A 15,221-nucleotide genomic window follows, 5' to 3' on the forward strand; every position below is an offset into this window, starting at 1 on the left:
GCCGGCCGGTCGCTACTTGGAGACGAGGGTTCCGATGCGGTCGCCTCGGATCGCCTTGGTCAGGTTGCCCGCCGGGGCCATGCCGAACACGACCATCGGCATCGCGTTGTCCATGCAGAGGCTGAACGCGGTCGAGTCGACGACCTTGAGGCCCTGCACGAGCGCCTCCTGGTAGGTGATCTCGTCGATCTTCGTCGCTGACGGGTCGATTCGGGGGTCGCCCGTGTAGACGCCGTCGACGCCGTTCTTGGCGACCAGCACCACGTCGGCCCCGATCTCGAGCGCGCGCTGGGCGGACACGGTGTCGGTGGAGAAGTAGGGCAGTCCCGCCCCGGCGCCGAAGATGACCACGCGGCCCTTCTCCAGGTGACGCTCGGCGCGACGCGGGATGTACGGCTCTGCGACCTGCGTCATCGAGATGGCGGACTGCACCCTCGTGGCGGCGCCCGCCTGCTCGAGGAAGTCCTGCAGCGCGAGCGCGTTCATGACGGTTCCGAGCATTCCCATGTAGTCGGCGCGGCCACGGTCCATGCCGCGCTGGCTGAGCTCGGCGCCGCGGAAGAAGTTGCCTCCGCCGACGACGATGGCGATCTCCGCATCAGCGGATGCTTCGGCGATCTCCTTCGCGAGGCCGGAGACCACGTCGGGGTTGACACCCAGGGATCCTCCGCCGAAGGCTTCGCCGGACAGTTTGAGTAGAACCCGGCGTTTGCGCGCGATCGTCATGACAGCTCCTTTATGTGGTTTACAGGCTAGGGGTTTGGGGCACAAAAACGGGGTTCGAGACGTTTGTCTCGAACCCCGTTTTTCATGGCGTGTTAGGCGCCGACCTTGAAGCGAGCGAATCCGCTCACCGTGAGTCCGGCATCCGACAGGACCTTGCCGACGGACAGCTTGTTGTCCTTGGCGTAGTCCTGGTCGAGCAGGGAGACCTGCTTGAAGAACGCGGAGACGCGGCCCTCGATGATCTTCGGAAGGGCGGCCTCCGGCTTGCCCTCGCCGCGGCTGATCTCCTCGACGATGCGACGCTCGTTCTCGACCGTCTCGGCCGGGACGTCTTCGCGCGTGAGGTACTGCGGGTCTGCGAAGGAGATGTGCTGAGCGACGCTGCGAGCGGTCTCTGCGTCGTCTCCCGCGTAGCCGACGACAACGCCGACCTGCGGGGGCAGGTCCTTGTTGGTGCGGTGCAGGTACACGGCGAACTTCTCGCCGGTGACGACCGCGACGCGACGCAGTTCGATCTTCTCGCCGAGGATGGCGGCTTCGCCACCGATCAGGTCGGCGACCGTTCCGCCGTCGGCGGGGGCCGCGAGGGCCGCCTCGACGTCGGTGGCACCCGAGGCCGCTACGGCCTCGATGACCTTGTCGCCGAGCGCGACGAACTTGTCGCTCTTCGCGACGAAGTCGGTCTCGCACGCGAGCTCGATGATGGTCGTGGAACCAGCACCCTCCTTCGCGGCGACGAGGCCTTCGCTCGTCGAACGGTCGGAGCGCTTTGCGTTGCTCTTGGCACCCTTGAGACGCAGGAGCTCGGTGGCCTTCTCGAGGTCACCGCCCGCCTCAACGAGGGCGTTCTTGCTGTCGACCATGCCGGTGCCGAGGCGCTCGCGCAGGGTCTTGAGGTCTGCGAGGCTGAAATCTGCCATCGTGTTTCCTTTGTTAGTGGGTGAGGACTACTTCGAGGACTTCTTGGGAGCGGCGGGCTTCTTCTCGGCGGGAGTTGCCTCTGCCTCGATCTTGGCCTCGGTCTCGGCGTCGGACTCGACGACGTGCTCGGGAACGATGGTCGCGTCGGCGGCCTCTTCGTTCTTCGCGGCGACGGCGTCGGCGTCGTTCTCCTCGACGGGAACCTGGGCGGCTACGACCTCGGCGACAGCTGCCTCGTCCTTGGCGCCTGCGACGAGTCCGTCGACGGCCTCGATCTTCTCAGCCTCGGTGGCGGGGGTCTCCGACGCCTGGAGAAGCTCGGCTTCCCATGCGGCGAGGGGCTCGACGGCTTCGCCGTCTTCGGGCTTCTGGTGACGCTGCACGAGGCCCTCGGCCGCTGCGTCCGCGATGATGCGGGTCAGCAGTGCGACGGAACGGATCGCGTCGTCGTTGCCCGGGATCGGGTACTGGACGTCGTCGGGGTCGCAGTTGGTGTCGAGGATCGCGATGACCGGGATACCGAGCTTGTGAGCCTCGTCGATCGCGAGGTGCTCCTTCTTGGTGTCGACGATCCAGATCGCGGAAGGCGTCTTCGTCAGGTTGCGGATACCACCGAGGCTCTTCTGGAGCTTGATGAGCTCACGCTTCTGGATGAGGAGTTCCTTCTTCGTGTACCCGCGCGTGGTGTCGTCGAAGTCGACCTCCTCGAGCTCCTTCATGCGCGCAAGGCGCTTGGAGACCGTCTGGAAGTTGGTGAGGAGTCCACCGAGCCAGCGCTGGTTGACGTACGGCTGGCCGACGCGCAGAGCCTGCTCGGCGATGGAGCCCTGAGCCTGCTTCTTGGTTCCGACGAAGAGGATGGTGCCGCCGTGGGCGACGGTGTCCTTGACGTAGTCGTAGGTCTTGTCGATGAAGGCGAGCGACTGCTGGAGGTCGATGATGTGGCTGCCCGAACGCTCGGTCAGGATGAAGCGCTTCATCTTCGGGTTCCAACGACGCGTCTGGTGTCCGAAGTGGACGCCGCTGTCGAGCAGCTGGCGGATTGTTACAACGGCCATGGCCGTGCTCCTTTTCTGGCGCGCGGGTTTCTCACCGTCAACGCACCAACTCAGTTGTTATCGCGGCCGGTCGGCCACGAACCTGGTGCCCGGAGCTTCCCGGCACAGCGCTTTCGGGCGGTGACTGAGTGGGGAGCGTTCCTATCGCTGGGCGATAAGCGGGCACGCGTAGTCGCCGTGTTTGCACACGGCGCTCCAAGAACTATAACACCGCTCCTGTCCCCCACACGTCGCGGGTGCCGGACTGATTCCGCCGATCTCGCGATAGAGACGGGCGCGGTACCGGCGTTCGTCAGGGTGGACGGATGCGACGCAGCCTGGCCCTTCTCCTCGTCACTCTCGCGGTGCTGCCGGGCGCCCGTCCCGTCGAGGCCGGAGACTGGGCGTGGCCTGTCCCGGCCCCGCACCCGATCGTGCGCCCGTTCGTCGCGCCCGAGACTCGGTACTCGGCGGGGCACCGCGGCATCGACGTCGCGACGGAAGGCCCGCGCGTCTTCGCCCCTGCCGCGGGCATCGTCCACTTCTCGGGCGTCGTCGTCGACCGCCCCGTACTGTCAATCCGGCACCCCGGCGGGCTGATCTCCAGCTTCGAGCCCGTCGACTCGCCGCTGGCTGCGGGAACCGCGGTCGGTCGCGGCGACGTCGTCGGCACCCTGCTGCCGGGGCACTGCTCCGTTCTCTGCCTGCACTTCGGCGTGCGGCTCGATGGGGAGTACGTCTCGCCGCTCCTGTACCTCGGCGGGATCCCGCGCTCGGTGCTGCTGCCCACGCGCGCGATCGCGCGGCGGCGCGGCGCGCTCTCGTCGAACCGGGGCCCGGCGGTGCGGTCGCGCCTCACGAGCGGCTGCACCTTCGATCACCGCCGGCCGCGGAAATCCCTCGGTGATCTGCCGAGCCCGAGCTCCGGAGGATCGGATGGCTCGATGATCGCGCACCCGGGCTCGCCGGGCTCGTTGTTCGCCCAACCCGGGCTCGCCGCAGCGGGGCGACAAAGGGTCAAGCGCGCGAGCAAGCGATGGTCAGGCGCGGGGGTGGGCCAGGGCGTAGCTCTCTCTGAGCCGCTGGGTCGACACGTGCGTGTAGATCTGGGTGGTGCCCAGGCTCGCGTGCCCGAGCATCTCCTGCACGGCGCGCAGGTCGGCCCCGCCGTCGAGCAGGTGAGTGGCGGCCGTGTGTCGCAGGGCATGCGGTCCGGCGGGTCCGCCGCCGGGAACCCCGTCGAGCAGGTCGGCGACGAGCCGGTAGACGGCACGTGTGCCGACCCGCCCGCCGCGCGAGCCGAGGAAGAGAGCCGTCGTGGCTGGCTTCGTCGTGGCTGGCTTCGTCGCGCCGGTCGACGTTTCGGCCGCCTGGCTCGCGCCGTGCGAGTTCGCCGTCGGCGCGGCCACCGAGTCCCGCGCCTCGAGCCAGTCGGCCAGGGCGGTCCCCGCGGGCACCCCGAACGGCACGACCCGCTCTTTCGAGCCCTTGCCGATCACGCGAGCCGTGAGCCGCCCGAGGTCGACGTCGCGCACATCCAGGCCGGTGAGCTCGCTCACTCGCAGGGCGGAGGCGTAGAGCAGCTCGACCATGGCGAGGTCGCGCCTCGCGAGGGGGTCTCCGGTGGCTGCGCGGGCACCGAGCCCTGCCAGGATGGCGTCCATCTGGTCGCGGGTGAGCACGCGAGGGAGGTGCTTGTCGGGTCGTGGCGCGCGGAGGCGGGCCGCGGCATCCGTCGGCGTCTCCCCCGTGCGGGCCAGCCAGGATGTCAGCGCGCGGGCCGTGGCCGAGCGGCGGGCCAGAGTCGCCTTGGCGAGTCCGGCGGTGGACGCCCGCCACAGCCAGCCGCGCAGCAGCTCGAGGTCGATGTCGCTCGACGAGGTCGCGCCTGCCTCCTCCGCGAAACGGAGGAGGTCGGCGAGATCCGACCGGTACGAGCGCACAGTGTGCTCGCTGAAACCCCGCTCCGCGCTCAGGTAGAGCGTGAAGTCGTCGAGCATCCGGTCGAGTTGCATGTGACCATCGTGCCCCGCCGGCCGACTACTTGGCGAGAACCTCCGCGGCGGGTTCGGGCTCGGCGACGTGCGCCGGAGTGTGCACCCGGGTCGGCCACCAGAACTTCTCGCCCGCGATGAAGGCCAGCGCGGGAACGAGCACAGTGCGCACCAGCAGGCTGTCGAGCAGCACGCCGATGCAGACGATGATTCCGATCTGGGTGAGCGTGATGAGCGGCAGCACGCCGAGCACGGCGAACACCGCCGCTAGCAGGATGCCGGCGCTGGTGATCACACCGCCCGTCGACGAGAGGGCGCGGATCATGCCGCCTCGGGTGCCGTGCTTCGCCGCCTCCTCCTTCGCCCGGGTGACGAGGAAGATGTTGTAGTCCACTCCCAGCGCGACGAGGAACAGGAAGCTGAACAGGATCACGTTGGTGTCGATCGCCGGGAAGCCGAAGACCGACTCGAACAGCAGCCAGCTCGCGCCGAGGCTGCCGAAGAACGACGCGACGACGGTGAGCAGCAGCAGCAACGGCGCGACGATCGAGCGCAGCAGCAGCACGAGCACGATGAAGACGAGCGCGAGGATCAGCGGGATCACCAGGTCCTGATCGGACTGCTGGGCCTCGTTCACGTCGAGCGTCTGGGCGTCGAGCCCGCCGACGAGCGCGTCTGCACCGTCGACGTCGGACAGGGTCGAGCGCAGCCGGGTGATCGCGTCGAACGACTCCGGCGTCTCGGCGGCGGCGTCGAGCACCACGTTGATCTGCGTGATCTCGCCGTTGCTCTCCCCCACGGTCGCCGAGTCGACGCCGTCGGACGTCTCGGCCGCTGCGGCGACGTCGTCGGCGGATGCCGCGTTGGCGACGACCACCACCGGCGAGCCGCTGCCCGCGCTGAACGCGTCGGCGATGACCTGCTGGCCGACGACGGCCTCGGGCACGGAGGTGAACTTCTGGGTCTGGGCCAGCCCGACCTTGATCTGCGGCACGCCGGCGAAGGCCAGTCCGCCGAGCAGCAGCGCACCGATGATCGCGACGGCGACGGGTCGGCGCGACACGGCGGTTCCGAGCTTGAACCAGAGCCCGGAGTGCGCCTTGTTCTCGGAGCCGAAGTGCGGGACGTAGGGCCAGAACAGTCCGCGGCCGAACAGCACGAGCGCGGCGGGCAGCACGAAGAGCGCGAAGAGCATGGCGACCACGACGCCGGCCGCGCAGGCGAGGCCGAGGGCGCGGTTGCCGGTGAGCTGCGCGAACAGCAGGGTGAGCAGGCTCAGCACCACGGTGCTGCCGCTCGCGATGATGGCGGGGCCGGCCCCGCGCAGCGCCTGTGCCATGGCCTGGTGCCGGTCGGCGACGAGCCGCAGCTCGTCGCGGTAGCGCGCGATGAGGAGGAGGGCGTAGTTGGTTCCCGCGCCGAAGACGAGCACGGAGAGGATGCCCGTGATCGAGGCGTCGAGTTCGATACCGGCGGCCGCGGCGATGCGAGTGGCGACGATGCCGGCGAGGGCGTCGGCGAGACCGACGACCGCCAGCGGCACGAGCCACAGCCACGGGCTGCGGTAGGTGATGAGCAGCAGCACGGCCACGACGAGCACGGTGGTGAGCAGCAGGGTGAAGTCGGCGCCCTTGAACACCGCGGCCACGTCGACCGCAAACCCCTCGGGGCCGGTCAGCAGCGCTTCGAGCCCGTTCGGGAGGTCGTCGTTGGCGATGGTGCGCAGCTCGGCCGCGCGCTCGGCCTGAGCCGTGACATCCGCGAGGCTCGTCAGCGGCACGACGACCAACGCGGCCGTTCCGTCTTCGGAGACGGTCGGCGGCGGCACGAACCCGTCGACCGACTCGACGGCGAGCGCCTCGGTCGTGGCGGTGACGGCGGCGATGTCGTCGTCGGTGACCTCGTCGCCGTCGCGGCTGAACACGAGCAGCGCCGAGGTGGAGTCGGCGGCCGGGAGGTCTTCCTGCAGGGCGGCGACCCTCGCCGACTCCGCGGAGTCGGGCAGACCGACCCCCGGGGACGTCTCGCTCGACGAGCCGGAGCCGAGCGCGAACACCGCGGCGGAGACCGCGACCGCGATCAGCAGGATGATCCACGACGTCTTCTTCGCGGTGATGAATGTGGTCAGCCGGTGCATGCTGGAAGCCTCTTTTAGTTCGAACGTCTAACTATATGAATATCTAGCCACCGTAGCGCTAAACTCGGGAGCATGCAACGAGACGGCGAGGCTCCCCCCACGGGACGGGAGTCGTTCGCCGTGCATCCGGCGACGACACTGCTGCGCGACATCCTCGATCTCACCGACCAGTTCGAGCGCCACCTCGGGCGAGAGCTCACGGTCAACCAGACCGACCTCGAGGCGATGGAGGAGCTGATCCGCGACGGCGCGCTCAGCCCGACCGAGCTCGCGCGCCGGCTCGGCATGTCGACCGCCGCCGTCACCACGGTCGTCGACCGCCTGTCCGCCGTCGGCCACGTCACCCGTGAGCCCAACCCGCGAGACCGCCGCGGCATCCTCGTCGTTCCGAGTCCCGCGTCGGTGCGCAAGGCGATGGGCACGCTGATGCCGATGATCCTGGGCATGGACCGCGTGATCGGCGAGTTCGACGAGGCCGAACGCGAGGCGATCACGGCCTACCTGGGCCGGGTCGCCGAGGTCTACCGCGACCAGCTGCCGTCCGTCGTCGAGGCGGAGTCGGCCTAGCTAGACCTCTTCGCCGAGGTTGAACTTCGACTTCTTGCTCGAGAACATCTCGGTGCGCTGCTCGAAGGTCATCGACTCGATGCGGTCGACGAACTCCGCGGAGAAGCCGGTGATCTCGGTACGGGCGCCGATCGGGATGACCGAGTGCACGATGCGGTCGTCGTAGACGTGCACGAGGTTCATCGCCTGATCGGCGTTGACCCCGGAGAGCAGGCGGTCTTTCGCGGTGAGCGCGAGCGTGTAGCAAGTGGCGGCCGCGACCGACACCGGGACGCCGGCGAAGGTGCTGTGGGTGGAGAAGTGCAGGTGGCCGCCGAGGATGGCGCGGACGTCGGAGCCGCGGATGACCGCCTCGAGCCGGTCTTGACCGCGCAGCTCGAGCATCTCCATCGCCCAGAGCAGCGGGGTGGGGACGGGCGGGTGGTGCAGGGCTAGCAGGGTGCCGTGCTCGGCCGGGGTCGCGAGCACGTCGGCGAGCCACTCGAGCTGCGCGTCGCTCATCTCGCCGTGGTGGTAGCCCGGCACACTCGTGTCGAAGGAGATGATGCGCAGGCCGTTCACGTCGTAGACGCGGTCCTGCGGGGCGTCGCTCGGCTCGGTGCCGAAGAGCAGGCTCGAATAGACCGGACGCTCGTCGTGGTTGCCCATCACCCAGATGACCTGGGCTCCCAACCGCGCCGCGGCCGGCTCGACGAGCGCGCGCAGCCGACCGTAGGCATCCGGCTCCCCCAGGTCGGCGAGATCGCCGGTGAACACGATGGCCTGGGGACGGATGCCGGACTGCTCGAGTTGCAACAGCGCCTGAGTGAGGTTGGCGTCGGTATCCACTTCGCCGTAGAGCGCGCGCCCCTCGCCGAGGAAGTGCGAGTCGCTGATGTGGGCGACGATGTGCCGGGGTGCGGGGTACTGGCCGAGGGGTTTCACGGTTTAAGAGTACGCCGCCCCGGCGACAACGCGACAACCCCTTGCGAATTGCGGCGTGCCGCACGTCGGTGGCGGGGTGCACAATGTCGGTATGTGCGGAAGATTCGCTGTCGACAAAGACACCAACGAGCTGATCGAGGAGTTCGTCGCCGCGGGCGGCGACGTGCACGACTGGGCGCCGAGCTGGAATCTGGCGCCGACCCAGCAGGTTCCGATCGTCATCGAGAGCGTCAAGACCGGCGAGCTGGTGCGGCGACTCGAGACAGCGCGCTGGTCTCTCGTGCCCGGGTGGTCGAAGGAGCTGAAGACGAAGTTCCCGACCTTCAACGCCCGGTCGGAGACGGCGGCGGAGAAGCCGATGTTCTCGGCCTCGGTCAAGTCGAAGCGAGCCATCATCCCGGCCACCGGGTACTACGAGTGGCAGACCGATCCCGCGACCAAGAAGAAGACGCCGTTCTTCATTCACGGGCCCGGCGAGGAGACGCTGGCCCTCGCCGCGCTGTACTCGTGGTGGAAGGACCACAGCAAAGACCCCGACGACCCCACGTCGTGGCATCTGACCGCCGCGATCCTAACCTCCGACGCGGTCGACGACCTGCTGCAGATCCACGACCGCAACCCGGTGCCCCTCCCCCGGGAGATGTGGAACGAGTGGCTCGACCCCTCCATCGTCGGCGACCAGGAGCTCATCGACCGCGCGGTCGAGGCGGCGCTGCCGGTCGCCGGCGGCCTCGAGATCCGGCAGGTGGCGCCGATCCCGTACGAGGGCGAGGGGCCGGAGCTGATCCGGCCGGTGTCGGGCGGCTAGACCCGCTCCTCCCTGACCTCGTGGCCGTGCACCGTGACGGCGTAGATGACGAGCACGTTCACCGCGATGATGATGAACGCCCACCACGGCTGCACGGGGATCAGCAGCAGCTGGCCGATCGCGCTGACGCCGGCGAGGATCACGGCGACGACGCGCGCCCAGGTGGCGCCGACGTAGAGGGATGCCCCGGCGAAGATCATCAGCAGCCCGACGATCAGGTTCCACCAGCCGTACGCCGTCGCGTCGAAGAGGAACAGGCCCTGCTCTTCGTCGACGCGGAAGTAGGCGTCGGGCCCGATGAGGGCGATGAAGCCCTGGGTGGCGCTGAAGAAGCCGCTGAGCAGGATGATCGTGCCGGCGAAGCCGATCCACCCGACCCATCGTGACGGGGCCTTCTCGATGCTCATGGTCGTGTCCTCTCGTGGCGCTGATCTCGTGCGCGGATCTCCTGGCGCTGACGCGCGGAGCGAGCGTGCGCTGGTGACGCTAGAAGGTCGCGGTGACGGTCGCGTCATCCGGACCGGATGATTGCGAGGCGGCATCGTTCGCGGTGCCGCGCGAGGAGGGCCCGTCGGCGTCGGCGGGCGGCCCCGGCGGGCGATGCCGCCGTGCAGCGCCTATCGTTGACTGGTGATCAGCAGACGCGACGTGGCCCAGCGCCTCGACATCCCCGTGGAAATGGCCGTGCGCCACGACATCGCCGCCAAGATGTCGGAGGCCGCCGTCGCCGAGCTCGAGCAGAATCCGCCCGCGTGGCTCGTGCAGTCGCGCGCGAACCGTAGCGCGAAGGCCCGCCCGGTGTGGGTCACGTTGAAGTGCGACATCTGCGGCTACACCGACCAGGCCCGCCCCAAGAAGTGGTGGCCCGAGTTCACCTACCTGAGCTGCGACGACCACGACATCTGGGACCTGCCGGAGCCCGCCGACGGCCTCCACCGCGAGGAGTTCGACGACATCGGCGGCCGCTTCATCGGCGTCGTCGACAGCTAGTCGTCGACAACTAGTCGTCGACGACTAGCCGTCGACAGGGGCTCGGCGCTGGGCGCCGGACTCGGGCTCGACTTCCGCTCAGCCGCGCGTCGCCCGCACCCAGCCCCTCTCCCGCTCCGCGACCTCGCCCTCCAGCTCGAGGGCGCCGAGCAGCCCCTGCACCTCGGCGATGGAGAGTCCCGACCGCGCTGCGATATCCGCGGCCGTGCGCGGCGAGCGCGAGCTGAGGGCGTCGTAGAGGCGCACGAGGTCTGACGACGGCGAACCGGGGTCGGAGGCGTCGGAGAACAGGGCGGGCGCGGTCTCCAGTGGCGCGAGTTCTGCCATCTCGTCGGGATTGGTCACGCAGATCGCCGTGTAGTCGCGGATGAGACGGTGGCACCCCGCCGAAGCGGCGCTCGTGACCGGGCCGGGCACCGCCCCGAGCGGTCGTCCGAGCGTGGCGGCGTGGCCCGCCGTGTTCAGCGATCCGGAGCGCCAGCCGGCCTCGAGCACGACGGTCGCCCGGCTGGCTGCCGCGATCAGCCGATTGCGTTGCAAGAACCTCCACTTGGTCGGCGCCTGCCCGCACGGCAGCTCGGAGACCACCGCCCCGACCTCGGCGATGCGGGTGAGCAGCGCGTCGTGACCGCTCGGATAGAACCGGTCGACGCCGCCGGCGAGAAAGGCGACGGTCTGCCCGTGGCTGGCGAGGGCCGCGCGGTGCGCCATGCCGTCGATGCCGTAGGCGGCGCCGGAGACGATCGAATAGCCGCGGTCGACGAGACCGGCCGACGCCTCCATGGTCACGTGCTCGCCGTAGCCGGTCGCGGCGCGCGCCCCGACGAGCGCGATCGAGCGGGACAGCGCGTCGAGGGCGGCGTCGGTGCCCCGTACCCAGAGCGCGAGCGGCGCGTGCTCGGCGAGGTCGTCGACGCCGTCCGGCCAGTGCAGGTCGCTCGGGACGAGGAGTCTCGCGCCGACGCGCGCCGCCCGCTTGAGACCTGCCAAAGCGTCCGACGGCTTGAGTCGCGGCATCCACCGGTCGATGGCCGCCTGCGCGTCGGTCGGCTTGTCTATCTCGAGCGCCGCGGCCAGTTGTTCTGCCGTCGGGGACTTCATGAGGGTGCGGAGGGCCGGGGCCGCGCCCAGCTGCGCGACGAGCGCGCCCGCCATGCGGTCGCCCGGTTCTGCGATTCCCGACCAGGCCGCCCGGGCGAAGAGTTCTTCGAGCTCGCCGCGGTCGAGGTCGCGCCCGGCGACCGTCGTGAGCAGCGGCACGATCTCGTTCTCCCCAACGCCGAACATCGTCATGAGCTCATCGCCTTTCTCAGATAGAGCGCTCGGCCGATGTGGTCGGCGCCGGGTACGGACGACCCGTCGAGGTCGGCGAGGGTCCAGCCGAGCCGTAGGACGCGGTCGTAGCCGCGCATGGTGATTCCGCCGCGTTCCAGGGCGCGGTCGATGGATGCCGTCGTAGTCGGGCCGAGCCGCATCCGGGCGCTGCGCAACCACGTGCCCGGCACCTGCGAGTTGAGCGACCAGGGCGTGCTGGCCAGCCGCGCGCCCGCAACGGCGCGGGCCTCGAGAACGCGGGCACGGGCATCCGCCGTCGACAGCCGCGGCGTCTGGTCGGCGAGGCGCACGTGCGCCGAGGTGATGCGCTGCACCCGCAGCTGGATGTCGATGCGGTCGAGCAGCGGCCCGGAGATGCGGCCGAGGTACCGGCGGCGTGACATCGGCGTGCACGTGCACTCCGAGTCGCGGGCTCCGTACTGCCCGCAGGCGCACGGGTTCGCTGCCATCACGAGCTGGAACGAGCCGGGGAAGTGCGCCACCGCGTTGGCACGGTGGATGCTGATGACCCCCGACTCGAGCGGCTGCCGAAGGGCGTCGAGCACGCTCGAGGGGAACTCCGGCGCCTCGTCGAGGAAGAGCACGCCGTGCGAGGCACGCGCGGCGGCACCCGGTCGGATCATCCCGCTTCCTCCGCCGATGAGGGCGGCCGAGGTGGCCGTGTGGTGCGGGCTCTCGAGCGGCGGTCGTCGGGCTAGGGCGCTGCCGACGGGCAGCCCGCACAGCGACCGCAGCGAGCTCACCTCGAGCGCCGCGGCCGCGTCGAGGTCGGGCAGCAGCCCGGGCAGCCGCGCGGCCAACATCGTCTTGCCTGCCCCCGGCGGCCCGAGCATAAACACGTGATGCCCGCCCGCCGCAGCGACCAGCAGCGCCGCGATCGAGTCCTCGTTGCCGATCACGTCGGCGAGGTCGGTGTCGTCGTCGGCCGGGGCGTCGGGCACGGCCCGCAGGATCGGCTCCACCGGTACGGCGTCGAACTCGCCACCGTGCCAGATGACGGCGTCGAGCAGGGACGCCGCCGCGACGACGCGGATGCCGGGCACGAGCCCCGCCTCCTGCGCATTTCCGGTCGGCACCATGACCGTGCCGAAACCGGCCGCCCGCGCAGCGACCACGGCCGGGAGCACACCGTTGATCGGTCGGAGCCGCCCGTCGAGCCCGAGCTCGCCGAGGTGCACCACCCGGTCGATCGATGCGGCATCGATCGCGCCGTCGGCGGCGAGGATCGCGAGGGCGATGCCTAGATCGAACCCGGAGCCGTGCTTGGGGAGGGCCGCCGGCGACAGGTTCACGGTGATCTTGTGATGCGACAGGGCGCAGCCGGAGTTCGTCGCGGCCGCGCGAACCCTGTCTTTGGCCTCGCCGAGGGCGGCATCCGGAAGCCCGATGAGCACGAAGCTCGGCAGGTTCGCCGAGATGTCGGCCTCGATCTCGACGATGGCCCCACGCAGGCCGAGCAGGGACACGGCGTGGGTGCGGCCGATCGGCATCAGCGCACCCCCGGATGCCGCATCAGAACACCCTCTTCAGGTGCTCGATCGCGACCGCGCCGAACGCCGGCGCCACGACCGCGACCGCGTCGATGCGCACGAGGCCGTGCGGTCCGGGGTGCGCCGCGCACCACGCCGCCGCCAGCCGTCGCAGCCGCGCCAGCTTCTGCACGGTGATCGCCTCGAGCGGATGCCCGAAGCCCAGCGACGACCGCGTCTTCACCTCGACGAAGACGAGCTCGTCGCCGTCGCGCACCACCAGGTCGATCTCGCCCTGCGAGCACCGCCAGTTGCGTTCGACCAGCTGCATCCCGCCCGCGGCGAGGAAGTCGGCGGCGAGGTCTTCGCCCCTCCTGCCGAGCTCGTCTTTCGCGGCCATGACCACCTCCGAGTCGAGGATGCCGCGGCCGACGGTGTGCGCGGTGCGGCGCCGGGCGATCGGTGCACTCCGCCGCATCCCTAACACAGGTGGAGGAGAGGTTCGTGCACCCAGCTTTGTGACGGATACTGGAGTTTCGCTCTAGGGGAGGACGCCGTGAACGTATTCGAGAATCGCCCGTGGCTGTCTGCCTACGCCCCCGGCGTGCCGCACGACATCGAGCCGACGTCAGAGTCGCTCGTCGACATGCTGGACGCCTCGGTGAAGCGCTATGGCAAGCGCACCGCCCTGGAGTTCTTCGGCGCGGAGACCAGCTACGACGACCTCGCCGAGCAGGTGTCGCGCGCGGCAGAGGGCTTGCGCCGCCTCGGCGTGAAGAAGGGCGACCGCGTCGCCATCGTGCTGCCGAACTGCCCCCAGCACGTCGCCGCGTTCTACGCGGTGCTGCGCCTCGGCGCCATCGTGATCGAGCACAACCCGCTCTACACGGCGCGCGAGCTGCGTCACCAGTTCGAAGACCACGGCGCCCGCGTCGCGATCGTCTGGGACAAGGTGCACGACGTCGTGTCGGCCTTCCCCGGCGACGTGCCGCTCGACCGCATCGTCTCAGTCGACATGACCGCCGCCCTGCCGTTCGGCAAGCGCGTCGCGCTGCGGCTCCCCATCGCCAAGGCGCGCGCCACCCGAGCGAGCATGACCGCCACGCCCTCGGCCCGCCGCGTCTTCACCTGGGAGAAGCTGCTCGACTCCCCGCGCATCCTGCGCAAGTACCCCCGGCCGACCGTCGACGACGTCGCCGTGCTGCAGTACACGAGCGGCACCACGGGCACGCCGAAGGGCGCCATCCTCACCCACGGCAACCTGCGTGCCAACGCCAGCCAGGGCCAGGCCTGGGTTCCCGGACTCCGGCTCGGCAAGGAGACCTTCTACGGCGTGCTGCCGCTGTTCCACGCCTACGGCCTCACGCTGTGCCTGACCGTGGCGATGAGCATCGGCGCGAAGCTCGTGCTGTTCCCGAAGTTCGACGTCGACATGGTGCTCGACGCGGCACGCAAGTCGCCCCCCACGTTCCTGCCCGCCGTGCCGCCCATCTACGACGCGCTCACCCGCGTCTCGAAGCGCCGCCGAGCGGGGCTCTCGCGCATCCGCTTCGCCATCTCCGGCGCGATGAGCCTGCCCGTCGCCACCGTCGAACGCTGGGAGGAGGCCAGCGGCGGCCTCCTGGTCGAGGGCTACGGCATGACCGAGACCAGTCCGCTCGCCGTCGGCAACCCGATGGGCCCGAGCCGGCGACCGGGAACCGTGGGCGTGCCGTTCCCGAGCACCGAGATCCGCATCGTCGACCCGGAGAACCCGTCCGACGACCGCCACGAGGGCGAGTCGGGCGAGCTGCTGCTGCGCGGACCGCAGGTGTTCCAGGGCTACTGGAACCGCGCCGACGAGACGGCGCAGACCCTGTTGCCGGGCGGCTGGCTGCGCACCGGCGACATCGTCACCATCTCCCCCGACGGCTACATCACCGTGATCGACCGCATCAAGGAGCTGATCATCACGGGTGGCTTCAACGTGTCTCCATCGGAGGTCGAAGAGGTGCTCATGTCGCACCCGGATGTCGCGGGTGCGGCCGTCGTCGGAGTGCGCCGGTCGTCGGGCACGGAAGACGTGTCGGCCGCCGTCGTCGCCCGCGAGGGAGCCACCGTCGACACCGACGCGCTGCGTGACTACGCCCGCACCAGGCTCACCGCCTACAAGGTGCCGAAGTCGATCGTGGTGCTCGACGAGCTGCCGCGCTCGCTCGTCGGCAAGGTCGAGCGCCGCAAGGTGCGCGACATGCTCGTCGCGGCGCACAACAAGGACTAGGGGCGGGCGATCGCTGGTCGAGTTGCCCGAGCTGCGGGGCAATCTTTCGATGC

Annotated in this window: 14 protein-coding genes and 1 pseudogene; 5 read left to right on the forward strand and 10 right to left on the reverse strand. The window is 69.9% G+C overall.

All coding sequences use genetic code 11. The features are described 5' to 3' along the window. Positions 1–12: 12 nt before the first annotated feature. From pyrH to rpsB, 3 genes are all read right to left on the reverse strand, one after another. Positions 13–726, reverse strand: a complete 714-nt coding sequence (pyrH, locus tag ABIE21_RS07750) for a UMP kinase (RefSeq protein ID WP_354024197.1) — start codon at positions 724–726, stop codon at positions 13–15. 92 nt (positions 727–818) lie between these two features. Then, positions 819–1,646, reverse strand: a complete 828-nt coding sequence (gene tsf / locus ABIE21_RS07755) for a translation elongation factor Ts (protein ID WP_354024198.1) — start codon at positions 1,644–1,646, stop codon at positions 819–821. Between the two features lie 27 nt (positions 1,647–1,673). Continuing rightward, positions 1,674–2,705, reverse strand: a complete 1,032-nt coding sequence (gene rpsB, locus ABIE21_RS07760) for a 30S ribosomal protein S2 (protein WP_354024199.1) — start codon at positions 2,703–2,705, stop codon at positions 1,674–1,676. A gap of 305 nt (positions 2,706–3,010) precedes the next feature. Here rpsB and ABIE21_RS07765 point away from each other — a divergent pair. Beyond that, positions 3,011–3,418: pseudogene (locus tag ABIE21_RS07765) on the forward strand (M23 family metallopeptidase); the annotation flags it as partial. 306 nt (positions 3,419–3,724) lie between these two features. Here ABIE21_RS07765 and ABIE21_RS07770 read toward each other — a convergent pair. Then, positions 3,725–4,699: a tyrosine recombinase XerC gene (locus ABIE21_RS07770; protein ID WP_354024200.1), complete on the reverse strand. Its 975-nt coding sequence runs from the start codon at positions 4,697–4,699 to the stop codon at positions 3,725–3,727. 25 nt (positions 4,700–4,724) lie between these two features. Next, positions 4,725–6,815 (reverse strand): MMPL family transporter, encoded by a 2,091-nt coding sequence (locus ABIE21_RS07775; protein ID WP_354024201.1) that lies wholly within the window; start codon positions 6,813–6,815, stop codon positions 4,725–4,727. Positions 6,816–6,887: 72 nt separating this feature from the next. Here ABIE21_RS07775 and ABIE21_RS07780 point away from each other — a divergent pair, with 72 nt between their 5' ends. After that, the gene (locus ABIE21_RS07780; RefSeq protein ID WP_354024202.1) at positions 6,888–7,382 is read left to right on the forward strand and encodes a MarR family winged helix-turn-helix transcriptional regulator; all 495 of its coding nucleotides are present in this window, start codon (positions 6,888–6,890) and stop codon (positions 7,380–7,382) included. Here the strand turns inward: ABIE21_RS07780 and ABIE21_RS07785 are convergent, their stop codons facing one another. Continuing rightward, complete coding sequence (locus ABIE21_RS07785) at positions 7,383–8,306, reverse strand: phosphodiesterase (protein WP_354024203.1); 924 nt, start codon at positions 8,304–8,306, stop codon at positions 7,383–7,385. Positions 8,307–8,397: 91 nt separating this feature from the next. Here ABIE21_RS07785 and ABIE21_RS07790 point away from each other — a divergent pair, with 91 nt between their 5' ends. After that, positions 8,398–9,114 carry an SOS response-associated peptidase gene (locus tag ABIE21_RS07790; RefSeq protein WP_354024204.1) on the forward strand — a complete coding sequence of 239 codons (717 nt, stop codon included), beginning with the start codon at positions 8,398–8,400 and terminating at the stop codon, positions 9,112–9,114. Here ABIE21_RS07790 and ABIE21_RS07795 read toward each other — a convergent pair. Then, on the reverse strand, positions 9,111–9,521 hold the full coding sequence (locus ABIE21_RS07795) for a DUF7144 family membrane protein (protein WP_354024205.1): 411 nt from the start codon (positions 9,519–9,521) through the stop codon (positions 9,111–9,113). The two genes, ABIE21_RS07790 and ABIE21_RS07795, sit on opposite strands and share 4 nt — an antisense overlap. Positions 9,522–9,744: 223 nt before the next feature. Between ABIE21_RS07795 and ABIE21_RS07800 the strand changes: the two genes are divergently transcribed. Continuing rightward, the gene (locus tag ABIE21_RS07800) at positions 9,745–10,104 is read left to right on the forward strand and encodes a DUF5997 family protein (protein ID WP_354024206.1); all 360 of its coding nucleotides are present in this window, start codon (positions 9,745–9,747) and stop codon (positions 10,102–10,104) included. 78 nt (positions 10,105–10,182) lie between these two features. Here the strand turns inward: ABIE21_RS07800 and dprA are convergent, their stop codons facing one another. The 3 genes from dprA to ABIE21_RS07815 are packed head-to-tail and all read right to left on the reverse strand — an operon-like array spanning position 10,183 to position 13,308. Continuing rightward, on the reverse strand, positions 10,183–11,397 hold the full coding sequence (gene dprA / locus ABIE21_RS07805) for a DNA-processing protein DprA (protein WP_354024207.1): 1,215 nt from the start codon (positions 11,395–11,397) through the stop codon (positions 10,183–10,185). After that, complete coding sequence (locus ABIE21_RS07810; RefSeq protein WP_354024208.1) at positions 11,394–12,929, reverse strand: YifB family Mg chelatase-like AAA ATPase; 1,536 nt, start codon at positions 12,927–12,929, stop codon at positions 11,394–11,396. The genes dprA and ABIE21_RS07810 overlap by 4 nt, the downstream gene beginning before the upstream one ends. 22 nt (positions 12,930–12,951) lie before the next feature. Next, complete coding sequence (locus tag ABIE21_RS07815) at positions 12,952–13,308, reverse strand: YraN family protein (RefSeq protein WP_354024421.1); 357 nt, start codon at positions 13,306–13,308, stop codon at positions 12,952–12,954. A gap of 156 nt (positions 13,309–13,464) precedes the next feature. Here ABIE21_RS07815 and ABIE21_RS07820 point away from each other — a divergent pair, with 156 nt between their 5' ends. Then, positions 13,465–15,168: a long-chain-fatty-acid--CoA ligase gene (locus tag ABIE21_RS07820; protein ID WP_354024209.1), complete on the forward strand. Its 1,704-nt coding sequence runs from the start codon at positions 13,465–13,467 to the stop codon at positions 15,166–15,168. The last annotated feature ends 53 nt before the right edge of the window (positions 15,169–15,221 follow it).

Source organism: Conyzicola nivalis (assembly GCF_040548875.1).
In the GTDB taxonomy this organism is placed as follows: domain Bacteria; phylum Actinomycetota; class Actinomycetes; order Actinomycetales; family Microbacteriaceae; genus Conyzicola; species Conyzicola nivalis_A.

Bases quoted from the DNA above. Each gene is read 5' to 3' on its own strand.
- ABIE21_RS07775 (WP_354024201.1), bottom strand. From the start codon at position 6,815: ATGCACCGGCTGACCACATTCATCACCGCGAAGAAGACGTCGTGGATC.
- pyrH (WP_354024197.1), bottom strand. From the start codon at position 726: ATGACGATCGCGCGCAAACGCCGGGTTCTACTCAAACTGTCCGGCGAA.
- rpsB (WP_354024199.1), bottom strand. From the start codon at position 2,705: ATGGCCGTTGTAACAATCCGCCAGCTGCTCGACAGCGGCGTCCACTTC.
- tsf (WP_354024198.1), bottom strand. From the start codon at position 1,646: ATGGCAGATTTCAGCCTCGCAGACCTCAAGACCCTGCGCGAGCGCCTC.
- dprA (WP_354024207.1), bottom strand. From the start codon at position 11,397: ATGACGATGTTCGGCGTTGGGGAGAACGAGATCGTGCCGCTGCTCACG.
- ABIE21_RS07815 (WP_354024421.1), bottom strand. From the start codon at position 13,308: ATGGCCGCGAAAGACGAGCTCGGCAGGAGGGGCGAAGACCTCGCCGCC.
- ABIE21_RS07795 (WP_354024205.1), bottom strand. From the start codon at position 9,521: ATGAGCATCGAGAAGGCCCCGTCACGATGGGTCGGGTGGATCGGCTTC.
- ABIE21_RS07790 (WP_354024204.1), top strand. From the start codon at position 8,398: ATGTGCGGAAGATTCGCTGTCGACAAAGACACCAACGAGCTGATCGAG.
- ABIE21_RS07770 (WP_354024200.1), bottom strand. From the start codon at position 4,699: ATGCAACTCGACCGGATGCTCGACGACTTCACGCTCTACCTGAGCGCG.
- ABIE21_RS07810 (WP_354024208.1), bottom strand. From the start codon at position 12,929: ATGCCGATCGGCCGCACCCACGCCGTGTCCCTGCTCGGCCTGCGTGGG.
- ABIE21_RS07780 (WP_354024202.1), top strand. From the start codon at position 6,888: ATGCAACGAGACGGCGAGGCTCCCCCCACGGGACGGGAGTCGTTCGCC.